This is a genomic window from Cellulomonas sp. P2_B4 (assembly GCF_056404795.1).
In genome coordinates, this window is sequence record NZ_JBFUDI010000008.1 from 60762 (window position 1) to 83284 (window position 22523).

Below are 22523 nucleotides of genomic sequence, written 5' to 3' on the forward strand. Positions count from 1 at the left end.
CGCCTCGCGGGCTGCTCGTCAGGCTATGACGGCGACCGCGTCGTCCTGGCCGTCCGGCGCGTTCAACAGGTCGAGTGCCGATCGCAGCTTCGTGCTGGAGGTCTGGATCGTGTACGGGAAGTAGACGATCTCGACGCCCACCTCGGAGAAGCGTCGCTCGAGGTCGGCGCCCTTGGCGGTGCCCCGCCAGTCGTCACCCTTGAAGAACACGTCGAAACCGACCGCGCGCCACGTGTCGAGCTTGTCAGGCACGACCTCCGCGTGGACCTGGTCCACGAACGAGATGTGCCGGACGATCTCCATCCGCTCGGCGAGCGGGACGACCGGGCGACGACCGCGCGCCAGCTCCAGCATCTCGTCCGAGACGACGCCCGCGATGAGGAAGTCACACTGCTCGCGCGCGTGCCGCAGGATGTTCAGGTGGCCGACGTGGAACAGGTCGTACGCCCCAGGGGCATAGCCGACGATCCGGGACATCCGACCTCCTGACGCATTGGGCCGGCAACGGTGGCGGCGGCTAACTCTCTCGAGTGCGAGATTAGGGCGAAAAGGGCAAGTTGGGCAGGCGTCCGAAGGGTGAATCCAGCCGGTTTGCCCGATTTACCCCGGTGGGCTCAACGCGTCTCGTCGAGGAGCGAGTCCTCGACCGGCGAGAGCTCGGAACGGCGCGACGACCGACGCGGCCGGTAGATGACGCGGGAGTGGAACGTGAACCGGGCAAGGAAAGCGACCAGCAGCGTCAACGCGGTCGCCGGCACCGCCGCGATGTGCGCCGTGCTGACCAGCAGCGCGAGCAGCGGCAGTCGGATCAGCGTCTCGGCGTTGTTGAACCCGAATGAGCTGCCGAACCGTCGCCAGACACCGCGCCCCTCGTGCCGCAGGTCACGGAACACGAACCGCTCCTGGAGGCCGAAGTTCATCACGATCGTGGCCTCGGCAGCGATGATCGCGGCGAGCAGGTAGCCCGCGCCTACCGACGTCAGCGCCGCGACCAGCGCGATGTTGACGAGTGCGCCGATGCCGCCGATGAGGGCGAACCGCGACATGCGGCCGAACCGCAGCGCCGCGAGCTGGGAGAGGAACGCGACGCCCTGCTTGAGGGATGCCTTGGACTCCCCCGCCAACCGGTCGCCGAAGATGAAGGGGATCTCGGTGATCGCGAGCCGGTGCCGCGCCAGGATCTCGAGGAGGATCTTGAACCCGCGCGGGCGCAGCCGCGCGAGGTCCACCGCGGAGCGCCGCACGATGAAGAAGCCGGTCATCGGGTCGGAGCACTCGGCGAGCCGCACGGGGAACATCGCGCGCGTCAGGGTGGTCGACACCGACGAGACGGCCTGCCTCGTGACGTTGGCGAGCCCACCGCTGCTCCCGTCCGCCAGGTAGCGGGACGCCACGACCACGTCGACGCCTTCGCGCGTCGCCGTGCTCAGCAGGACGGGCACGAGGTCCGGCGGATGCTGCAGGTCGCCGTCCATGACGACGCACCACGTGGAGTCGGTCGCCGCCAGGCCGTCCTGCACCGCTCCGCTGAGGCCGCCGACCGGGTCGTCACGATGGATCAGCCGGACCGGCAGGGTCGCGGTCTGCGCCTCGGCCAGCACCACCTCGGGCGTGTCGTCCGACGAGTCGTCCACGAACAGGATCTCGGCCGCGACACCGTCCAGCGCGACGCCGAGCTGCCGCACGAGCTCCGGCACGTTGAGCGCCTCGTTGAACGTGGGCACGATGACGGTCACGTCGTACGCAGGTGCGCCCGAGCTGCTCACGTGACCTCCAGTAGGGAAACAACCAGGCCCGAGAGCGCCTGGTGCGTCCACGAAGGCTAACCGCGCGGGTCCCTGATCACAGAGGGGATGTGCCCGATTTCACCCTTTTTGCACCCCGTTCGGGGGTCAGCGACCCGATGCCGGCACGGGTTCGGCGGGGACGGCGGGAACACGCCCGAAGCGGACGCGCCACCGTCGAGGCATCTCGAACAGGAACCCGAGCCGCACACGCTCCGCGAGGATCTGGAAGCCCATCGCGGCGAGCACGATCCCGAGGGTCGCGAGCAGTGGGTAGAGCAGGGCGCCGACCTCGGTGGACCAGACTCTCTCGAGCGCCTGCCGGGCAGGTCCGGCCGCGACGATCGTCAGGAGCGCGATCAACAGAGGGTGCAGCGTGTAGACGATCAGCGTGCGCTGGCCGAGCGCAGTACCGAGGCGCCGAACAGGGCTCCAACGCACGGCGATGGCGACCGTCGTGACTGCCAGGACCATGAATGCCGTTCCTCGCAGAACGAAGAGCAAGGCATCGGTGACGGGTGTCGTCGCGAACCGCCCTAGCGCCGTGATGCCCATGGCGGCCAACGTGGCTCCGAGCAAGCGCAGCACGTTCGCCTTCTCGGCTAGGCCGCGGACGCGCTCGGCGCCGTAGACGCCGATGGCGAAGAAGATGAAGAGCTCAGGCACTTTGAGCCACAGTTCAGCCGGGTAGCGCAGGCTGTGCACGACAGTCGAGAGCACCAACAGCACCGACAGCACGATCCACGGCGGCACACGGCGCGCCAGGGCGAGCACCACGATGTACAGCGCCAGGGCGTAGATGTACCAGAGCGTCGTGGCCGGCAGCACAAGCTGCCGCAGAATCCCCCAGCCGTCGACCCGGTGGTGCAGGTAGGGCTGGGCAAAGAACAGATAGAACACCGCGTAGACGAGCAGCCAGACGACATAGAGGTAGTAGTTGTTAGCCGCTCGGAACCCGGTGGTCCTGCGGTGCATGCCCTCGCGGACCTGCCGGGCGAGCACGAGACCGGACACGGCCAGCAGCACGGGCATCCGAACGCTGCCGAGCACCGAGTTGACGAACCGCCACACCCTGTCCGCCGCCGGCGCGACCTCGGCACCCCCGGAGCCGAAGTGCCACAGGACGACGTGGAAGAGCACCACGGCGGCGACGCAGTAACCGCGCGTGGCATCGACCCAGGCGAGCCGGGGACGCGGCGCAGGCGCTACGACCGTTTCCCTCAGGCCGTCCGAGCTGACCGTCACGGGCTCGCTCACCGCTGCTCCGCGGTGACCAGTGCCGGCGTGGTCGACCGTGTCCGCCCGGGGAACCACGACGGCGCCACGTACAGGAAGCCGAGCGAGAACCGCATGGCACCCTTGTGCACCTGCAAGGCGCCCCAGACGACGAACACCATGACCAACGGCGGCAGTACCGGCCACAGCGGGGCGATCGCGGTGACGCCCGTCAGGTAGAGCGCGACGCTGGTAAGCACCGCAAGCGGCGTGTGTGCGAGGTAGATCGGGAGCGTCTGCGAGCCGATCCGTCTCAGCAGCCCAAAACTCAGCGCGCGGCTGAGTGCGATGCCCGCGCCGACCCCGAGAACGCAGTTGACGAAGTACAGGCCAGGGATCTCTCGCAGGTCCAGCCGCCACAGCAGGATCGAGACGACGAGCCAGGCGGCGAACAACCCAGCGAGGAGCCCGCGTCGAGGAGTCTGTCCGAGCCTAATGAGGAAGGCCTTGCCGTAGAGACCCGCAAGGAAGAACGCGTAGTACTTCACGGAGCCGCTCCACCCCGGACTCGCTGTGACCCATCCGCTGAGCGCCACGGCGGACGCTAGCCCGGCGACCGCCAGCTGGATCCGAGGGTCGATGCTCCGGGTGAGCTTGGCCAGCACGAAGAAGAGGACGAGAGCCCAGATGAACCAGAGCTCCAGTCGCGGCTCGCCGGGTGACAGGAGGAACGGGATGATCGTCCCCTTGACGAGCGATCCCTCGCCCTTGGTCACACGCGTCGCGAACGTGAAGAGAACTGACCCGATCAGGGACCAGACGAGGAAGACCCAGACGAACATGCGGAGCTTGCCGCTCCAGAGCGTCCCCCAGGTGGCCTTCAGCCACTTCGCGGCGAAGAGACCCGACAGGGCGAAGAAGAGCGGCATGCGCAGCGACGAGACGATGAGGTTGAACTCGACCCAACCGGCCACGTGGGCCCCGGCGGCCAGGAGCCAGTTGGAACTGTGAAAGAGGGCAACGAGAAGGATGGCGATCCCGCGTCCCGCATCGACCCACTCGAGGCGAGCGCCGGGTGCTACGGGCACAGCCGGGCCCTTGCCCGCATTGCCCGCTTTTGTCCGCACGCCCCAATGCTAGGTGAGCGTTCGGGGCGTGCAATGGGCCGAGCGGGTAATCTTTGCCACCCCACCGACCTCTAGTCTGGGTCCCCTGCCAGCGCCGATGCCCCACGCCTACACTGACCACGGTCTGCCCGTGCGGTGCGTCCGAGGAGGGTGAGCATGCCGACCAGTCTCGGATCACTCGCTCCGGCTCCGGCCACGTCGGCGCACCCCGCGTGGGGTGCCGAAGCGTGGGTTGCGGCGGTGCTCGTCGTGCTGTTCGGCCTCAACCGCGAGCTCAAGGGCGGCATCACGATCGCCCTGGTGGGCGCCGTCGCGTTCACCCCGCTCTGGTGGGGAACCCTCGCGCGGTTCAAGGGCGCCCGCTTGTTCATGGCCGCCGGCGGGTTGGCGATCGTGTCCGGCGTCTGGCTGACCGAGAGCACGGTCGACCACGCGACCTCGGGCAAGCTGCTGAAGGCGACGGTCATCCTCCTGGTGACCCTCCTCGTCGGCGTCGCCACCCTCCTGTGGGCCCGGACGCTGATGCCCGACGCCAACGTGGCGATCCTGTTCGGCGTGGGCCTCGTGCTCGGCATCTCGACCGGTGGCCGGTTTGCCGAGAACCCCTGGCGCTTCGGCTTCGCGCTGCCCGTCTCGATCCTCGCGCTGGCCATCGCGTGGCGGATCGGGAAGCGCTGGCTCGAGGTGGTCACGGCGCTGACCCTGGCGCTCGCGTCGGGGGCGGCCGGCGGGCGGTCCACGTTCGCCATGCTGCTCGTCGCGGCGTTGATCACGGCCTGGCAGGCGTCCTCGAGCCGCACGAAGACCGGCTCCCGGGCCAGGGTCGCGATCCTCATCGCGGCCCTGGTGTTCGCCATCTACCAGGTGGGCCAGGGGCTGATCCTGGACGGCTACCTCGGGCAGGACGCGCAGGCTCGCACCGAGGTCCAGGTGCAGACGAGCGGGAACATCCTGCTCGGTGCCCGACCCGAGCTGGGGGCAACCCTGGCGCTCTTCTCCTCGCACCCCACCGGGTTCGGGGCGGGCACGATCCCGACCGTCTCCGACATCCTCGTGGCCAAGACCGGCATGGCGTCGCTCGGCTACGACCCGGACAACGGCTACGTCGAGAACTACCTGTTCGGCAACGGGTTCGTCCTGCACTCGATCATCGGTGAGATGTGGGCCTGGCTGGGACTTCTGGGCATCGTCTTCGTCCTGGTCATGCTCTGGATCACCATGTCGTCGATCAGCACGCTCATCGCCCGCCGTGCCGCGCCCGCGCTGCTCTCGTTCCTCGCCATCCGCATGCTGTGGAACATCTTCTTCAGCCCCGTGTTCAGCTCGGTCGGGCTGATGATCGTCACCTTGGGCCTGCTGATCCCCCTGGCCACGGCGCGTGCCGACGACGCCCCGCCCGGCGGCCGCGTCACCACCACCTGAGCGAGCCGGGCTGCGGTCCGGGACCGCGCGACCCGCTCGCACGAGGCAGCCCGGCTCGTGTTCGTCGGTGCCCTGCCGGACATCTGGACGCGCGGCACAACAACGTGCCAGACACCTGCGCTGGCGGCGCAGCGACGACCGAGGCCCGCGGCTGGTGCCGCGGGCCTCGGTCGTCGGTCGGTGCTGCCGGTCAGGTCACGGGATCTCGGTCGAGACGAGGTCGTCGTACGAGACGAGCAGCGGGCCGTTCGTGGCGGTACCGAACAGGTAGGACGTGATCCCGATGCTGCCGGCCGACTGGAGCGCCGCCGTCGAGTCCGTGGTGCTCACGGTCCACGCCGTCGGCTCCGTCGTGCCGACCTTCCAGATCTTCGCCCGCACCGTCGTCGGGCTCGTGCCGAAGACCTGGATCCGGATCGTCAGCTTGTCGCCGGCGGCGTAGGTGAGGCCGGGAACCGCCGAGGTGCCGACGATCGCCGTCGAGGTGCGGACGATGTGGAACTGCACCGTGCCGTCCGCCTGCAGTCGGGCTCGGGCGTCGTAGTGCTCGGTGCCCACCGTCCGGCCCTGCACCGCGATCCACGCGCCGCCACCGTTCGGAACCTTGTTCGGGCTGAACGTCACGCTCGTGTCCGTCCGGGCCGACGTCTTGCTGGGCAGGTAGCTGCCCATCGCCGTGGCACCCGCGGTCACGGAGTGCACGCCCGTCGTCCCGTTCACCGAGAACCTGCTCGCGGTGCCGACCTGGGTCCAGGCGCCACCGACGTCGGAGGTTCCCCAGCCGTTCGACAGCGTCCTGGAGAACAGGTCACGCAGGAACACCGCCGGTGCGGGTGTGGACACGGTGACCGAGCTGGAGCTCGTCGCGGTGCCACCCCGGTTGTCGGTGACCTTGAGGGTCGCCGTGTACGTGCCGGCCGCCGCGTAGACGTGCGCCGCGGGCGTCGCGCCGGTGGCCGTGCCCCCGTCGCCGAACGTCCACTCGTACGCGACGATCGAGCCGTCCGGGTCGGAGGAGCCCGATCCGTTGAAGACGACGCTCAGGTTGGTCGGCGTCGCCGTGAAGGACGAGACCGGTGCCTGGTTGGCCGCGGCGACGGTGACGGGCAGCGAGCTCGTCGCGCTCGCCCCACCGTTGTCCGTGACCTTGAGCGTGGCCGTGTACGTGCCGCCCGCCGCGTAGACGTGTGCCGGCGGCGTCGCACCGGTATCGGTCCCGCCGTCACCGAACGTCCACTCGTAGGCGACGATCGAGCCGTCCGGGTCCGAGGAGCCCGAGCCGTCGAACACCACGCTGAGGTTGGTCGGTGTCGTCGTGAACGACGCCACCGGGACCTGATTCTCCGGCTGCGTCACCGCGACCGTGACCGACTGCGAGCTGGTCGCCGTCCCGCCGCGGTTGTCGGTGACCTTGAGCGTCGCCGTGTAGGTCCCGGCAGCCGGGTAGACGTGCGGCGTGGGGTTCTTGCCCGTGGCGGTGCCACCGTCGCCGAACGTCCACTCGTAGGTTGCGACCGTGCCGTCCGGGTCGGACGAGGGTGAACCGTCGAACACGACGCTCAGGTTGGTCGAGGTCGCCGTGAACGACGACACCGGCAGCTGGTTGGCCGCGAGCACCGACACGGACTGCGAGCTGGTCGTCGAGCCGCCCCGGTTGTCGGTGACCTTGAGAGTCGCCGTGTACGTCCCGGCCGCGCCGTAGACGTGCGCGGCGGGCGTCACGCCGGTCGCGGTGCCGCCGTCGCCGAACGTCCAGGCGTAGGAGACGATCGAGCCGTCCGGGTCGGACGAGCCGGAGCCGTCGAACACGACGCTGAGGTCGGTCGGCGTCGCCGTGAAGGACGAGACCGGGACCACGTTGGCGGCCAGGACCGTGACGGGCTGCGAGCTGGTCGTCGAGCCGCCCCGGTTGTCGGTCACCTTGAGGGTGGCCGTGTAGGTCCCCGAAGCCGCGTAGACGTGCGCCGCGGGCGTCGCACCCGTCGCCGTGCCGCCGTCACCGAAGTTCCACTCGTACGAGACGAGCGAGCCGTCGGGGTCGGAGGACGCCGAGCCGTTGAAGACGACACTGAGCTCGGTCGGCGTCGCCGTGAAGGACGAGACCGGCGGCTGGTTCGGTGCCACCACCGCGACGGACTGCGTGCTGGTCGCCGTCCCGCCACGGTTGTCGGTCACCTTGAGCGTCGCCGTGTAGGTCCCGGCAGCCGCGTACAGGTGTGCCGGGGGCGTCGGACCGGTGGCAGTACCGCCGTCACCGAACGTCCACTCGTAGCTGCTGATCGTCCCGTCGGAGTCCGTGGAGGCCGAACCGTCGAACACCACGCTCAGGTCGGTCGGCGTCGCCGTGAAGGACGACGTCGGCAGCACGTTCGGCTGGACACCCTGGCCGAGGTCGTAGTGCGAGGCGATCTGCTCCTGCGTGAGGGCGACGGCGTAGACCGCGACCTCGTCGAGGGACCCGTCGAACCACGGCTGCGGTCCCCAGGTGTTGTCACCGCCGATGCGCCAGTAACCCGAGTAGTCCTGGGCACTGGTCTGCCCGTTCGTACCGCGCAGCACACCGTCGACGTACAGCCGCATCCCGGCGGACGACTGCGTCGCGACCATGTGGTGCCACTGGTTGTCGTTGTAGGCCAGAGGTGTGGTGATCGTGTTGGTGAATCCGGTCCACACGCCGAACGTCAGGCGCCCGTCGTTCTCCATGTACACGTGCCGGTCGTAGTTGCTCGACGTGCCCGACGTGGCGTTGCCGAAGCCGATCAGCTTCCCACCGTTGCTCGTGCCCGTCTTGAACCACAGCTCCTCGCTGTAGGTCGTGGGTCCGACCGCCGACTTGCTCGCGACGACGAGCCCGTGGGTGCCGCCCGTCGAGGGAAGCTCCACCGACTTGTTGGTGCCCGAGATGGCACCAGCGCCCTGGTAGTTCACCGCGCCGAGGTAGTTGCCGGGGTTCTCGAGCGGGCCGGCGTCCGCGGCCGTGGAGCTGCCGTTCGCGTCGTTGAGCCGCCAGTAGAGGTCGGGCGCGAGGTTGAAGACCGCCGCACCGTAGGCGTCGGCCGGGGCGACCGGGAGGGTCGAGGTCCGGCCCGAGGCGACCCAGTGCGCGTCGACCTGGGCGGCCGTGAGGGGGCTCGAGTAGATCGACACGTCGTCGATGTCGCCGTTGAAGTAGTTGTTGCCCTCCCACGCCGAGTCACCGCCGATGCGCCAGTAGCCCGAGTAGTTCTGTGCCGAGGTCACGCTCGCGTCGGTCGCGAGGCGCTTGCCGTCGACGTAGAGCTTCTGGCCGTCCGGGCCGAGGCTGGCCACGACCTGGTGCCAGGCACCGTCGTTGTAGGTGTTCGGCGACGTGAGGATCTTCGTCGTGCCGGGGTAGACACCGAACGCCACCTTGCCGGCGGGGGTGATGTAGATGTGCCGGTCGTAGCTGCCGCTGTTCCCCGTGTTGTTGTTGCCGAAGCTGACGATCTTCCCGCCGACGGTCGAGGTGGTCTTGAACCACGTCTCGATCGAGAACACCTGCGGGCCCTCGATGGGCGAACGGGTAGCCGCGAAGCCGGAGTCCGAGCCGTCGAAGTGCGAGGCCTTGTTCGAGTCGCCGAGGATCGCACCGGTGACGCCGCGCGTCACACCGGCGTTCGCGGTCGAGTCGGAGAAGCCCGACCAGTCGTAGACGTTGCTGCCGGACGGCTCACCGAGCCGCCAGAAGGACGTCGCGTTGTCGTTCCAGACGGCGTCGGTGTACGGGCTCGCCGCGCCGTCGCTGCTCACGGTGACCGTGACGTAGTCCGAGCGCACCAGGTTGCCGAACGGGTCGACGGCCTCGACCCGGTACCGCTGGGAGGATCCCGGTGTCAGGTTCTTGTCGACGAAGCCCATGTTCTTCGGCTGCCAGAACGGGGTCGTCACGGTCGACGTGTAGATCGGCGGCGTGGTGATGTTCGTCCGGTAGAGGTTGTACGTGAGCGTCGCGTTGTCGCGGTCGTAGTTGGTGGTCCAGGACAGGCGCACCTGGCCCGAGGCGAACGAGTTCGCGGACAGGTCCCACTGAGCGCCCGAGAGGCGCGGGCCCTGCAGGTCGGGGGCGATCGCCGAGCGGGCGAATCGCGCGAGACCCTGCTGACCGGAACCGTTGACCTGCGTGAACTCGCCGCCGTACAGCACGTAGTCGGCGTTGCCGTTCACGGTCCACGGGCCCTGGCTCTTGCCGGTGAACGTGCCCGTGTTGATCGTCGGGAACCAGTTCAGGAAGAGGGGCTTGGGCTGGCCCGCGTGGTCCGGGTAGCCGTAGATGTCGGGGGTGTTCACGCCGACCGCGTTCTTGCTGGTCGCGGTCGCGCGGTAGTACGTCCACGGGTTGGTCTGCGGGAACCCTCCCGAGTTGCCGCAGTAGTGCTTGTGGCTGGCCGAGTAGACCTCGTTGCCGGCCGGGAACGCCGAGTAGGTGTCGCCGTGGCAGTCCTCGACCCAGTTCATCTGGCCCGTGGCCCAGCTGATGGAGAACGAGCCCTCGATGTTGCCGCCGCCGCCGAAGTGGTAGCCCGAGCCGTAGAAGCTCGTCGCGTCGGACTCCAGGCTCAGGATCGCCGAGTCCGTGCCGCCGTTGCGGACGAACGCGTTCGCCGGGAGCGGGATGACCGAGCCGTCAGCGGCGGCGAGGCGCGCGATGCCGTAGGGGTCGGCGCCGTTGACGGAGGTGAAGCTGCCACCGATGACGATGGAGGCGCCGTCCGGAGCCGCGGTCATCGACGTGACGCTGCCGGCGACCGACGCCGTGAACGGGCGGATCGTGCCGTCCGGGTTCAGCGACGCGACCTTCGAGCGCGCCGAGCCCTGGACGCTCGTGAACGTGCCGCCGAAGTACACGGCGTTGCTCGTCACCGCGACGCTGGAGATCGGGGCGTTGACGGTCGGCTTGAAGGTCGTGAGCGCCTTGGTCCCCGTGTCCCACGAAGCGATCCGGTAGCGGTTCTGGCTGTCCACCGTGGTGAAGTTGCCGACCGCGTACAGGCGCGTGCCGTCGGGAGAGAGGGCGAGGTCCTTGACCTGGCCGTTGAGCACCGGCGCGAAGTCCGGGACGAGCACACCCGTGGTCAGGTTGTAGGCCAGCAGGTACGTCCGGTTCACCTCGTTGGTGCCGGCCGCGGCCCCCGCGGGGCGGGCCTTCGTGAAGTCGCCCGCGACGTACACGGTGTTGCCGACGATCTGCTGGTTCCACACGACGCCGTTGATCTGCACGGTCGGCAGCGAGTCCGCTGTCACCGTGGTCGGCTCGGTCGTCGGGTCCACGGGGGCGGTGTCGGCCTGCGCCGGTGCGGCGACCGCCAGTCCCGCGAACGCGAGGGCCGCGACGGCGATGGGGCCGGCGACCCTCCTGGCCCACTTCGTCGGCTGCATGTGCGGCTCCTCCCGGTCAACGCTCAGGACGACGTGCCCACGGAGCGACTGGGGGAGAAACTAGCCTCGAAACCGGACATTAGGGGCATCGAGTCTGGGTGAACTTGCCCGTATTTGGGGTGATTCGCGGCGGACCTCGCGCTGGCGTGCGGACATCCGTCCAACATGCAGACGGTCGACCGTCCAGATGGCCCCGGCGGGGTACGCCCAACTGGGTGACACCGGGCGACCCGAACGGCTCAGACGCCCGCGGGCCCCCGGAAGAGGACGACCGTCGAGTCGACGGACAGGTCGAGCTCGATCGTGATGTCGTCGCGCTCGTCGACCGGCACGTTGAACACGTAGGTGCCCGAGGCGGACTCGCCGGCGTCGACCGAGCCCGGGAAGGGCTCGACCCCCGGCTGTCCCAGCGGCAGCGCAGGCTTCATGTCTTCGCCGTAGTACAGGTTCACGACGGCGAAGGAGAGGTCGAGCTCCGAGCCGGTCTGGTTGTCGATCTGGACGGTGACGCGCAGGGACGGACCGCCCACCTCGCCGGGAACCTCCGCGGTCCCCTCGACGGCCTCGATCTTGCTGACCGCTGCCGTGACGCCGGCCTCCGGCGTCCCCTCCTCGTCGACCGGGACGGTCTGCGTGGGCGCGGGCTCGGGCTCGGCGGTCGGCTCCTCGGGGGTCGCCGTGGGCGTCTCGTCGCCGGCCGAAGGGCTCGACGAGGGGTCGGGCGGCGAGCCCTTCGACGGGTCGATGCTCTCGCGGACGGTCGCGGTGGAGGCCGTCCCGGTGGCGGCGGTGTCCGTGTCGTCGGAACGTGTGAGCACGACCGCGAGGACGAGCGCGATGAGGACGACCGCCGCACCGATGGCCCACCACCACCACGCGAGGCGGCGCGGGTCGTCCGCCGGCTCGGTCGGCTGCGGGTTCTCAGGCTCGGACATCGCACACTCCACGCACCGACGGGACGAGACGAGGCGCCAGTGTATGGGGGCAGCCCGTGGGTTCTGCGGGGTCGGGCCGGATTTCAGCCGCGCCACCGGAAGACCCGCTACCGTCCCGTGAGACGATGAGGGACCGGCGCAGGCGCTTCGTCGCCTCCACCTCGTCGCAGGTCACCGGGCAGGGCACAGCGCAGAGGGCGCCTGGAGACGGAGGTTCGGTCCTTGGGGATGAACGAGTACCTCACCGCGTTGCGCAAGCGCTGGCTCGTGATCGTCCTGCTTGCCGTGGTCGGCGCAGGTATCGGCTACTACCAGGCGCAGACCGCGACGCCGCTGTACCGCGCCTCCAGCGAGATGTACGTGTCTCTCGCCCGCGGCGACACGACCGGTGAGCTCGTCCAGGGGTCGACCTACACGCGCAGCCTCGTCGAGTCGTTCGTCCAGCTGGCCACCACCCCGAAGGTCCTCGACCCTGTGGTCGACGACCTGGGTCTGACGATCAGCAGCCACGCGCTGGCCGGCGCGGTCAGCGCCACCTCCCCGCTGAACACCGTCATCATCCAGGTCACGGCCGTGTCCAAGAACCCCGACCGGGCCGCCGCGATCGCGAACTCGGTGGCCGCGCACCTCTCGGAGACCGTCGTCGACCTCTCGCCGACGTCGGAGAGCGGAGCCGCGACCGTCAAGATGAACGTCGTCGCGCCCGCCACCGCGCCGACCGCCCCGTTCTCCCCGAACAAGAAGATGAAGGTCGCGACGGGTCTCGTCGGCGGGCTGGCCATCGGCGTCGTGATCGCGCTGCTCGTCGCCCGCCTCGACACGCGCGTCCGTACGGTCAAGGACCTGCCGACCGAGCCCGAGCGCGCGCTGCTGGGCACCATCCCGCAGGACAAGGCGATCCGGAAGCACGGCGCCCGGGCGATCATGGTGTTCCCGCACGCCCCGCTGGCCGAGTCCTACCGGCGCGTTCGTACCAACCTGCAGTTCCTCAACGTCTCCAAGCCTGTGACGGTCGTCGTCATCTCCTCGGCGGTGCCCAACGAGGGCAAGTCGCTGACGTCGATCAACCTCGCGCTGACCATGGCCGAGCAGGGCAAGCGCGTGCTGCTGGTCGACGCCGACCTGCGACGCTCGAGCATCGCGATGGAGTGCGGGCTCGAGGGCAGCGCGGGCCTGTCGACCGTCCTGGTCGGCGAGGCCACCATGGACGAGGTCGTGCAGCCGTGGGGTGCGCCGAACCTCGACGTCATCACGGCCGGGGCCACGCCCCCGAACCCCGGACACCTGGTGGAGTCCGAGGCGATGACCCGGTTCATCGCGGCCGCCCGCGCGGAGTACGACTTCGTCGTCGTGGACGCGCCCCCCATGCTCGCCGTCACCGACGCGGCGGTCCTCGGCCGACAGACCGACGGCGTCATCGTCGTCGCGGGGTCGTCGAAGGTTCGGCGGCACGAGCTGCGCGACGCCCTGGCCTCCCTCGACGCGATCGAGGTGACGTGCCTCGGGATCGTCCTGAACAAGGTACGAACGGGGCGCGGCGACTCGTACAGCTACAGCTACACGTACAGCACGAGGAACAAGAGGTCGCGTCGCCGTCGTCGCCGCGGCACGACCACCGAGCCCCGGACCCAGGCGGCCGCTCGCCTCGCCGCCATCGCTGCAGGCGAGCTGCCGACACCCGCGACCCCGGTTCCCGAGGTCAAGGCCGTCGACGTGCCGGAGCCGATGCCGCCGGCCGACCGTCCCGTCGAGACCGAGCGCGTCGGTTCGCACGCGGCCGTCGACGTCCCCGAGAAGGCTCAGGAGCCCGACGCGCTGGTCGAGCCGGCCACGACCGAGCCCGTCGACCAGCACGAGAGCACCGAGCTCGACGAACCCCTGGCGGAGCGGGAGCACGTCGACGAGCTCGAGCTCGCAGAGGACGACGAGCTCAGCCGCGACGAGGCCTCCGCACGGACCTGAGGACGGCCCACACGTCGAGGCGGACGTTCAGCGCTGGAAGGTCACGACCTCGTCGAGGGACCCGTTCCACGTCTCGCCCTTGACGAACCCCGCGCCCTGGAGCACCGCGTCGTCGGCGTCCGCAGCGGTCTGCGGGTAGTCGTGCCGACGGATGACGACGAGCCGGTCCACGCCGGCCAGTCGCGCGGTCGCATCCTCGATCGTCGACGAGGTGCCCAACAGGTCGCCCGCCTCGACCGGCGTCGTCAGCTGTGTCAGGTCGACGGTGCCGGCGAACGGCTCGGGGTAGGCCACGGCGATGCCCCGTGTGGTCAGCCGCACCTCGGGACCGGTCGCCTCGACGCGCGGCGAGAAGTAGACCCCGTCCCCGTGCCCGACCTGCGTGCTCACCCGCTCGGCCACCTGCCGCCAGTCCGAGCCGCTCTTCGCGTTCTCGGTGCGCTGCGAGACGAGGACGGGGATGGCGAGCGAGACGAGGACGGTCGCAGCGACGACCTGCACGACGACATGTCGGCGCAGCGACGCCAGCCCGAAGGCGGCCAGCAGCGCGATCCCGGGTGCCGTGAAGGCGAGGTACCGCGGTGAGTAGGTGGTCGAGACGATCGCGTAGGCCGCCAGGGCGACCGTCGGGACGACGACCCACGGCACGGCCCACGCGAGCAGATCCACGGTCGGGCGCTCGACAGGGCGGGAACGCCAGGCTGCCACCAGGGCGAAGCCGACGAGCACCACGAACCCGAGCGCGAGCAGGACGGATGCGACCTGCCAGACGTGCACGGATGGGTCCGTGGCCGCGAGGTCGGCGCCGCGCGAGTAGACCGTCGGTGTCTCGCCCAGGAACCACTGGTTCACGACGACGTTGCGGGCCAGCTCCGCCAGGGATCGGGGCGCGACGCCGATCTGCCCGGTCTGGCCGAGCGCTGCGAGCACCATCGGCAACGTCGCGGCGGTGCCGACGCCTGCCGCGAGCAGCCAGCGCACGAGGATCCGCCGGTCCGAACGGTGCGTGAGCAGCAGCGACACCAGGTGGGCACCGACGAGAAGCACGAGGTAGAGGTTGAACAGGATGGCGAGCGCGACGAGCGCACCGTAGGCGACCCACCACCGCGCACGCCCCCGGCGGAGCGCCACCAGCAGCACGTAGGTGGCCCACACCCCGGCGGCGGTCGCGAACGCGAACGGGCGAGCCTCGATCCCCATCCAGGCGACGCGGGGCATCAGGACGAACGCGGCGGCGGCGGCCGGTGCGTACGACGACCAGCCCAGCCGGACCGCGAGCAGGTAGACGCCGGTCGTGGCGACCCCGACCGCGATCGCGCTCGGCGCGCGCAGGGCGAGCTCGCTCTGACCGGCGACCGCGATCCAGCCGTGCATGAGCAGGTAGTACGTGCTGTGCACGGCGTCGATCGTGTGGGCCATCCGCCAGAGCTCGGGCAGGCTCCGGGTCGACGCCGAGATCGTCGCCGCCTCGTCGGTCCACAGCGCCGGTACCCAGGACCCGATGGCCACGACGACGGCACCGAGGAGACCGGCGAGCGCCGCCCGCCGCCGCTCGGACGCGGCCGCGACGTGCGTCCTGGACACCGTGACGGCGTGGGTCATCAGCGCGCGTAGTCGAAGACGACGCTGCCGAGCGCCCCCGAGATCATGCCGCGGCCCCGCGCAGCCGTGCGCTGCCCCTTGGCGTCGTGCACGTCCGACCGGGCGACGCGCCCGAGCACCGACCGTCCGGTTCCCGTGACCACGCGCAGCGCGCCGAGGGCCACGCATCGCGCGCGGACGGCGAACCGCTTCGGCGCGCTCCCGGCGAGGACGACCTCGCACCGGCTCGCCGAGTTCCCGCTCCGGCGTGCGCGGTGCAGCACCCACTGCCGGGTCGTGCGCTCCGCAGGGACGACGTCGGTGACGATCGCCTCGTCGCACCACACCATCGCGGCGCCGCTGGCTGCGAGCTGCCGCGTGAAGAGGGTGTCGGAACCACCGCTGAGGCCGAACGCCGCGTCGAAGCGCAGGCCGAGGCGCCGCACGACCGTCATGTCGAGGAGCAGGTTGTTGGTCGCGGCCACGTCGATGGGCGTTCCGGTGGGCAGGCGCCGCCGGTCGAAGAACCGACCGGCCTCGACCCAGGGCTCCAGCGGTACCGCCATCTCGGAGACGACGGGTCCCACGACGGCCGCGGCACCGGACGACCGGTACGCGTCGAGCAGGAAGGCCAGCCAGCCGGGCGTCGGGCGCTCGTCGTCGTCGATGAAGATCAGCAGGTCCGCGCCCCCGGACGCGTCCAGCGCTCGGTTGCGGCCCGCCGCGATGCCCGGCGTCGGCTCGTGCACGTAGCGGACCGGGTCGCCGAACGCCGCGACCGTCCCCGCGGCGCCGCCGTCGGGGTCGTTGTCGACGACGAGCAGCTCGACGCGGTCCGAGACCTGCGACGCCTGCTCGAGCAGCAGCGGGACGACCGCGCGCAGATCGTCCGGGCGACGGTAGGTGAGCATCGCGATCGTCACGCCCAGCACCTGGGCACTCACCTGGTCGCCCAGGTCAGCAGCGGCGGGGAGGGGTCGTGACACCGGCGACTCCATTCACGAGGGATGGACTGAGTGTGCAGCAATGTCCGTTTCGCGTCATCGCCCGATCCCCGGCCCACGGCGTGATTCACCCCACTGCTCACCCGCGCCGGACCCGCGCCACGGCGTCCCGGAACACCGCGACGTGCCGCACCGCCAGGGCGTCCCAGCTGCGGGCCGACAGGTCGGGCGGCTCGGGCGGGCCGTCCGTGGTCGCCGCGAGCGCGGCCGTCAGGACATCGGGCGTCAGGTCGCCGTCGAAGCGCTGCACCCACCAGGCACCGACCTCGTCCGCCATCGCGTCCGTGACGGCGTTCGCGGGGACCAGCACCGGCCGGCGCAGGGTGAGGGCGAGCAGGACGGCGCCCGAGTTGTGCATCTCGCGGTACGGCAGGGCGACGAGCTGGGCCGCCGCGACCGACGCCGCGAGGTCGGCGTCGGCGACGTGCCCCAGATGGAGCTCGACGCGTTCGTCGCCCGTCGCCGCAGCCCGGACCTCTCGCTCCACCTCCGGCGACGACGGCTTTCCCGCGACGACGAGGCGCGCATCCTCGTCGGGAACCCGGCCGAACGCGCGCAGCAGGGTGGGAACGTCCTTGTAGGGCCGGATCAGACCGAAGAACAACAGTCGACCGGGCTGCGCGTCGCCGCGCGCGTGGCCGGAGTACCAGTCGCCGTAGTCGCCGAGCGGGATCGTCGTCGCGGGCACGCCCGAGGGCGTCGGCGTCGTGCCGTTCAGGCGGATCCACCAGGTGGTCCACCGGTTGGTCAGCCGCAGGACCGCCCGCGTCACGACGTCCTTGTCCTCGTGCGGCGCCACGTTGTGCGCCGTCCGGACGATCGCCGTCCGGCGGAGCCGGAACCGGACGAGCGCGACGGCCAGCAGCAGGCACGCCGCGAGCCGCCGCGGCCACGTGCTCTTGGTGACGACGACCTCGGGCCAGTGCACGTGGAACACGTCGTACCGCGACGTCAGGGCCCGCTTCCAGGTGAACGTCTCGACGTCCGCGTGGTGCCGCAGCGCGTCGAGCAGGAGCACCGAGTGCGGGTTCGTCGTCTGCCGTGGCGGACCGAACGACTCGAGGACGCGCAGCCGACCGGTCGTCGCCCTCGTGCTGCCGTCCGCCATGGTCGCTCCCGTCTGGTCGTGCCCGGATGCTACCGATTCACCCGACCGCCCCGCTCTGCACGCCCGTGCCCCCGAGATACGCTCCGACCCGCCGGGCTCTCCGGCGCACCCACCGGCGGCGACACAGGGGAGGCGAGCGCGTGGACGGACGCAGCGCCGTGGTCGTCGTGAACCACGGGTCCCACGCGATGCTCGAGCAGTACCTCGCACCGCTCGCCGCGGAGCTCGAGGCCCAGGTCGTCGTGGTCGACAACTCGACCACCGAGGAGTCGCGCGCCGCCGCCTTCGAGGTGGCCAGCTCGCGCAGGTGGCACCTGGTGCAGACGCCCAACGACGGCTTCGGCGCCGGGGTCAACCGGGGCGTGACCGAGGCGGTCGCGCTCGGCTGCGACACCTTCCTCGTGCTCAACCCGGACCTGGGTCTCGACGCGGACGCCGCGCGGGCTCTCCTCGATGCGGCCCGGTCGGACCCGTCCGTGCTGGTCGGTCCCCGGATCGTCCGCTCCGACGGGCGCGTCTGGTCCGTCGGGGGCGAGCTCGACCTCACGCGGGGCCGGACCACCGGTCTGCGCGCCGGACCCGTCGCGTGGATCAGCGGGGCGTGCTTCGCGATGACGGTCTCCACCTGGTCGGACGTGGGAGGTTTCGACGACGCGTTCTTCCTCTACTGGGAGGACGTCGACCTCTCCTTCCGCATGACGACGACCGGTCGCCACCTCGTCGTGCGTGACGACCTCACGGCCGTGCACGAGGTCGGCGGGACGCAGGACCACTCCGGGACACGTCGCAAGTCCGACGTCTACTACCGGCACAACTGCCGCAGCAGGCTCGTCTTCGCCGCCCGCAACCTCGACCGCGCCGCGCAGCGCCGCTGGGTGCTGCGCGCCCCCGCCTTCGCGTGGGAGGTCCTGCTGCGCGGCGGCCGTCGTCAGCTGCTCCGCTCCCCCGGCCCCGTCTGGGCCGCGATCCGCGGGACGAGCGAGGGCGCCTGGTTCGTCGCGCGCCACGGAGGGCGGGCCGCATGAGACGGCTCGTCCTGGCGCACCCGTCGCCCGACCTGTACGGCTCGGACCGCCAGATGCTCCGCTCGATCGAGGCGGCCCGGGCCGACGGCTGGGACGTGCTGCTGGTCCTGCCCGCGACCGGGCCGCTGGTCGAGCTGGCGCAGGCGAGCGGCGCGACAGTCCGCGTCGTCCCGTTCCCCGTCCTGCGCAAGTCGCTGCTGCACCCGCTGCGCATCCTGCGGCTCGCCTGGCAGGCCACCGCGGCGACGGTCGGCGCCGTCCGGCTGCTGCGCTCGACCCGCGCCGACCTGCTCTACGTCAACACGGTGACCATCCCGTGGTGGCTCGTCGCCGGTCGCCTCGCGCGGCGCCCGTCGCTGGCCCACGTGCACGAGGCCGAGCTGGACCAGCACCCGCTCGTCTCCCTCGTGCTCAACGCACCGCTCGCGCTCGCCCGCGAGATCGTCGCCAACAGCGCGGCCGCCGCCTCCGTCGTCACCGAGACGCTCCCGCGGCTGGCGGGCCGGGTGACCGTGGTCCACAACGGCGTCCCCGGGCCTCCGGAACCCCCATCCGCGCGCACCCGCTCCGCCGGCGACCCGTGGCACCTCGCCGTGATCGGCCGGCTCTCCCCGCGCAAGGGGATCGACGTCGCGCTCGACGCCGTGGGCGAGCTGGTCCGCCGCGGCCGGGACGTGACGATCAGCGTCTGCGGGACCGTGTTCCCCGGGTACGAGTGGTACGAGGAGGAGCTGCGCGCCCGGGCGTCCGAGCCGGACCTCGCCGGCCGGGTCTCGCTGCTCGGGTACGTGAACCCGACCTGGCACGAGCTCGCCGGCTGCGACGTCGTCCTGGTCCCGTCACGCACCGAGCCGTTCGGCAACACCGCCGTCGAGGGGCTCCTGGCCCGCCGGCCCGTCGTCGCCTCCCGCGTGCAGGGTCTCACCGAGGTGCTTCGCGACGAGGAGACGGGCCTGCTCGTCGAACCGGGTGACCCGGTCGCGCTCGCGGACGCGGTGGACCGGCTGATCGCCGACGACACGCTGCGGGCCACGCTCGGCGCCCGCGGGGAGGCGGACGCCCACGAGCGGTTCGGCACCGCGCTGTACGACGAGCGGATCGCCCGCCTGCTCAGCTCTGCTGCCGGGTAGTTCATCCGAACGCCCGGACAGTTCACCCCATTTCGGACGCTTCGGGCATCGTCTCGACAACTAGATTTGGCGTCTCAAATACATGGGACGTCCTTCGCCCCGACCAGGAGGTAACGCATGCGGGTGCTCGTCGCCTGGGCCGACGACCGGTCTCGCAACCTCGGGGTCCGTGCGCTCGCGCACGGCTCGGCGGCGTTGGCCCGCAGCACGTTCGGCGACGTGGACGTCGACTTCCAGAACTTCGGCAAGGGCGCTTCGCCGGTCCCCGTCGGCAGCCTGCGCAGCCTCGTGCGCGAGCACGTCGACCGGCACCAGGTGCGCGACTGGCTGGCCACCTACGACCTGGTGATCGACACCCGGTCCGGCGACAGCTTCGCGGACATCTACGGCACCAAGCGCCTCGCGACGATGGCGGCGTTCGCCGACCTGGCCAAGCGCGCCGGCGTCCCGGTGGTGCTGGGTCCGCAGACGATCGGGCCGTTCACCACCCGCACCGGCCGGGCGCTCGCGCGGCACTCGCTCAAGGGCTCCGCCGTGACGATGGCACGCGACCCGGAGAGCGCCGCCGCAGCGCACGCCCTGGGCCGCGACGTCGACATCCTCACCACCGACGTCGTGTTCGCCCTGCCCGTGCCCGAGCTCACCCACACGCGTGACGTGCTGCTGAACGTGTCGGGACTGCTCTGGAACGGTAGCCCGCACGTCGACGGCCCGGCGTACCAGCGCACGATCGACGACCTGACGACGCGCCTGCTCGCAGCGGGCCGGCGGGTCACCCTGCTCGCCCACGTGCTCGACTCCCCGCTCGCCGACAACGACGTCCCCGCCGTGCGCGCCGTCGCCGAGCGCCACCCCGAGGTCGAGGTGGTCGTCCCGACCGACCTCGACGACGTCCGTGCGGTGATCGCGTCGGGCGAGCTCGTGATCGGCTCGCGCATGCATGCGTGCCTGAATGCCCTCTCGATGGGCGTCCCGGCGCTTCCGCTCGCCTACTCCCGCAAGTTCGCGCCCCTGCTCGACGCGCTCGACTGGTCCCACACCGTCGACCTGCGCACGTCGCAGGACCCCTCGGGCGAGGTGCTCGAGCGCGTCGGGGACCCCGGGCTCTGGGCGGAGGCCGAGAAGGTCCGCACCCGCGCCGACGAGCTGCTGGTCCCGGCGCAGGACGCGTTGCGGGCGGCACTGCGCCGATGAGCCCCGCGGACCAGGACGCCGAGTCCGTCACGGCAGGTCCGGCCGAGTACGGCAAGGACGTGCGCGGCATGGGCCGCCGAGCGGCCCGCGGCGCCTTCGTCACGATCGGCGGCCAGGCGATCCGCATCGTGCTGCAGGTGGGCGGCGTCGTCGTCCTGGCCCGACTGCTCTCCCCCACCGACTACGGACTGATCGCGATGGTCACCGCGGTGACCGGGATCGGCGAGCTGTTCCGCGACTTCGGGCTCTCGTCGGCGGCCATCCAGGCCAAGACGCTCAGCGTGGCGCAGCGCAGCAACCTCTTCTGGCTGAACTCCGGCATCGGCGCTCTGCTCTGCGTCCTCACGGCGTCGCTCGCCGTCCCGATCTCGCACCTCTACGGCGAGCCCGACCTCGTGCAGGTGGTGCACGCCCTGGCGTTCACGTTCCTGTTCAACGGCATGGCCACGCAGTTCCGGGCGGACCTGACGCGCCGCATGGCCTTCGCCCGGCTCGCCGTCATCGACGTCGGCAGCGCGGTCGTCGCGCTGGCGGTCGCCATCGTCATGGCACTGCTCGGCGCCGGGTACTGGGCGCTCGTCGGCCAGCAGCTCACCGCGGCGCTCGCGCTGCTGATCGGCGTGCTGATCGTCGCGCCGTGGAAACCCGGGCTCCCCCGACGGGGCGTGCCGATGCGCGGGCTCCTCTCGTTCGGCTGGAACCTGATGGCCACCCAGCTGGTCGCGTACGCGAGCAACAACGTCGACTCGCTCACCATCGGCGTCCGGTTCGGCGCCACCCAGCTCGGCCTCTACAACCGTGCCTACCAGCTGCTCATGTCGACGCTGTCGCAGCTGCGCTCCCCGACGACGACGGTCGCGCTGCCCATCCTGAGCCGGCTGCGCGACGACCCGGTGCGCTTCGCGGAGTTCGTGCGCCGAGGGCAGCTCGCGCTCGCCTACGGGCTCGTCGCCGGCCTGGCCTTCGTCGTGGCCGCGGCGGAGCCCCTGACCGACATCCTGCTCGGCGCCCAATGGCTGGCCGCGACACCCCTGATCCGCCTGCTCGCCGTCGCCGGCGCGTTCGCGACGCTCGCGTACGTCGGGTACTGGGTGTACCTGGCCCGAGGGCTGACCGGGGTCCTCCTGCGGTACACGCTGGTGTCCGCGGCGATCAAGATCGTGTGCGTCGTCGGTGGCAGCCACTGGGGGACGGTCGGCGTGGCCGCCGGCTTCGCGCTCGCCCCCATGCTGTCCTGGCCCCTGTCGCTGTGGTGGCTGTCGCGGCACACCCCGGTCCAGCTCTGGTCCCTGATCGGCGGCGCTCTGCGCACCCTGACCGCGTTCACGGTCAGCGGTCTGGCCGCCTACCTGACCGCGTACGCGATCGACCCGGCGTCGCCCTGGGCCGCCCTCGGGATCGAGGCCGTCGTCTACGTCCTGGTCCTCGGCGTCGGATGCCTCGTGATCCGGCCGCTGCGGCGGGACGTGCTCGACGTGACCTTCGCCGTGAAGCTGGCGCTGCACCGAGCCTGAGCGACGCGGGTCCGGTCGTGCTGCACCGTGCCCTGAGCGGCGCGAGCCTGGTCGCGCTGCACCGGTCCTGGGCTACGAGGTCGGTCGTGCTGCTCCCGGGCGGACGGCCTCGCCTGCTCCCGGCA

The 22523-nt window shown here is 71.0% G+C and carries 15 protein-coding genes; 6 read left to right on the plus strand and 9 right to left on the minus strand.

The window, feature by feature from the left end:
* Window positions 1-18 precede the first annotated feature (18 nt).
* From AC1DZC_RS14495 to AC1DZC_RS14510, 4 genes are all read right to left on the minus strand, one after another.
* On the minus strand, window positions 19-477 hold the full coding sequence (locus tag AC1DZC_RS14495) for an FAD synthase family protein (RefSeq protein WP_477043746.1): 459 nt from the start codon (window positions 475-477) through the stop codon (window positions 19-21).
* A gap of 137 nt (window positions 478-614) precedes the next feature.
* On the minus strand, window positions 615-1766 hold the full coding sequence (locus AC1DZC_RS14500) for a glycosyltransferase (RefSeq protein WP_477043747.1): 1152 nt from the start codon (window positions 1764-1766) through the stop codon (window positions 615-617).
* A 126-nt stretch (window positions 1767-1892) separates the two neighbouring features.
* Complete coding sequence (locus AC1DZC_RS14505) at window positions 1893-3098, minus strand: acyltransferase family protein (RefSeq protein WP_477043827.1); 1206 nt, start codon at window positions 3096-3098, stop codon at window positions 1893-1895.
* Window positions 3038-4126, minus strand: a complete 1089-nt coding sequence (locus tag AC1DZC_RS14510) for an acyltransferase family protein (protein WP_477043748.1) — start codon at window positions 4124-4126, stop codon at window positions 3038-3040. The genes AC1DZC_RS14505 and AC1DZC_RS14510 overlap by 61 nt, the downstream gene beginning before the upstream one ends.
* Window positions 4127-4282: 156 nt before the next feature.
* On the opposite strand from AC1DZC_RS14510, the gene AC1DZC_RS14515 reads away from it, so the two are divergent.
* Complete coding sequence (locus tag AC1DZC_RS14515; RefSeq protein WP_477043749.1) at window positions 4283-5548, plus strand: hypothetical protein; 1266 nt, start codon at window positions 4283-4285, stop codon at window positions 5546-5548.
* Window positions 5549-5743: 195 nt separating this feature from the next.
* On the opposite strand, the gene AC1DZC_RS14520 is transcribed toward AC1DZC_RS14515, so the two are convergent.
* On the minus strand, window positions 5744-10945 hold the full coding sequence (locus AC1DZC_RS14520) for a PKD domain-containing protein (protein ID WP_477043750.1): 5202 nt from the start codon (window positions 10943-10945) through the stop codon (window positions 5744-5746).
* Window positions 10946-11184: 239 nt separating this feature from the next.
* Window positions 11185-11880 (minus strand): hypothetical protein, encoded by a 696-nt coding sequence (locus tag AC1DZC_RS14525; RefSeq protein ID WP_477043751.1) that lies wholly within the window; start codon window positions 11878-11880, stop codon window positions 11185-11187.
* A gap of 228 nt (window positions 11881-12108) precedes the next feature.
* Here AC1DZC_RS14525 and AC1DZC_RS14530 point away from each other — a divergent pair, with 228 nt between their 5' ends.
* Window positions 12109-13842, plus strand: a complete 1734-nt coding sequence (locus AC1DZC_RS14530; protein ID WP_477043752.1) for a tyrosine-protein kinase domain-containing protein — start codon at window positions 12109-12111, stop codon at window positions 13840-13842.
* 27 nt (window positions 13843-13869) lie between these two features.
* Here AC1DZC_RS14530 and AC1DZC_RS14535 read toward each other — a convergent pair whose 3' ends face one another.
* The 3 genes from AC1DZC_RS14535 to AC1DZC_RS14545 form a co-directional block, all read right to left on the minus strand.
* Window positions 13870-15444 carry a glycosyltransferase family 39 protein gene (locus tag AC1DZC_RS14535; RefSeq protein WP_477043753.1) on the minus strand — a complete coding sequence of 525 codons (1575 nt, stop codon included), beginning with the start codon at window positions 15442-15444 and terminating at the stop codon, window positions 13870-13872.
* The gene (locus tag AC1DZC_RS14540) at window positions 15444-16409 is read right to left on the minus strand and encodes a glycosyltransferase family 2 protein (RefSeq protein WP_477043754.1); all 966 of its coding nucleotides are present in this window, start codon (window positions 16407-16409) and stop codon (window positions 15444-15446) included. The genes AC1DZC_RS14535 and AC1DZC_RS14540 overlap by 1 nt, the downstream gene beginning before the upstream one ends.
* A 97-nt stretch (window positions 16410-16506) precedes the next feature.
* Window positions 16507-17535 carry a glycosyltransferase gene (locus AC1DZC_RS14545; protein WP_477043755.1) on the minus strand — a complete coding sequence of 343 codons (1029 nt, stop codon included), beginning with the start codon at window positions 17533-17535 and terminating at the stop codon, window positions 16507-16509.
* 140 nt (window positions 17536-17675) lie between these two features.
* Between AC1DZC_RS14545 and AC1DZC_RS14550 the strand changes: the two genes are divergently transcribed.
* From AC1DZC_RS14550 to AC1DZC_RS14565, 4 genes are all read left to right on the plus strand, one after another.
* Window positions 17676-18560, plus strand: coding sequence for a glycosyltransferase family 2 protein (locus tag AC1DZC_RS14550; RefSeq protein WP_477039864.1), 885 nt, complete (start codon window positions 17676-17678; stop codon window positions 18558-18560).
* Window positions 18557-19690 carry a glycosyltransferase family 4 protein gene (locus AC1DZC_RS14555; protein WP_477043756.1) on the plus strand — a complete coding sequence of 378 codons (1134 nt, stop codon included), beginning with the start codon at window positions 18557-18559 and terminating at the stop codon, window positions 19688-19690. Before AC1DZC_RS14550 ends, AC1DZC_RS14555 begins: the two co-directional genes overlap by 4 nt.
* A 117-nt stretch (window positions 19691-19807) precedes the next feature.
* A complete protein-coding gene (locus AC1DZC_RS14560; RefSeq protein ID WP_477043757.1) occupies window positions 19808-20884 on the plus strand; it encodes a polysaccharide pyruvyl transferase family protein in 1077 nt (358 codons plus the stop codon).
* Window positions 20881-22398 (plus strand): lipopolysaccharide biosynthesis protein, encoded by a 1518-nt coding sequence (locus AC1DZC_RS14565; RefSeq protein WP_477043758.1) that lies wholly within the window; start codon window positions 20881-20883, stop codon window positions 22396-22398. The genes AC1DZC_RS14560 and AC1DZC_RS14565 overlap by 4 nt, the downstream gene beginning before the upstream one ends.
* Window positions 22399-22523: the final 125 nt, after the last annotated feature.

Bases quoted from the DNA above. Each gene is read 5' to 3' on its own strand.
- AC1DZC_RS14495 (WP_477043746.1), bottom strand. From the start codon at position 477: ATGTCCCGGATCGTCGGCTATGCCCCTGGGGCGTACGACCTGTTCCAC.
- AC1DZC_RS14515 (WP_477043749.1), top strand. From the start codon at position 4,283: ATGCCGACCAGTCTCGGATCACTCGCTCCGGCTCCGGCCACGTCGGCG.
- AC1DZC_RS14520 (WP_477043750.1), bottom strand. From the start codon at position 10,945: ATGCAGCCGACGAAGTGGGCCAGGAGGGTCGCCGGCCCCATCGCCGTC.
- AC1DZC_RS14525 (WP_477043751.1), bottom strand. From the start codon at position 11,880: ATGTCCGAGCCTGAGAACCCGCAGCCGACCGAGCCGGCGGACGACCCG.
- AC1DZC_RS14530 (WP_477043752.1), top strand. From the start codon at position 12,109: ATGAACGAGTACCTCACCGCGTTGCGCAAGCGCTGGCTCGTGATCGTC.
- AC1DZC_RS14535 (WP_477043753.1), bottom strand. From the start codon at position 15,444: ATGACCCACGCCGTCACGGTGTCCAGGACGCACGTCGCGGCCGCGTCC.
- AC1DZC_RS14545 (WP_477043755.1), bottom strand. From the start codon at position 17,535: ATGGCGGACGGCAGCACGAGGGCGACGACCGGTCGGCTGCGCGTCCTC.
- AC1DZC_RS14555 (WP_477043756.1), top strand. From the start codon at position 18,557: ATGAGACGGCTCGTCCTGGCGCACCCGTCGCCCGACCTGTACGGCTCG.
- AC1DZC_RS14560 (WP_477043757.1), top strand. From the start codon at position 19,808: ATGCGGGTGCTCGTCGCCTGGGCCGACGACCGGTCTCGCAACCTCGGG.
- AC1DZC_RS14565 (WP_477043758.1), top strand. From the start codon at position 20,881: ATGAGCCCCGCGGACCAGGACGCCGAGTCCGTCACGGCAGGTCCGGCC.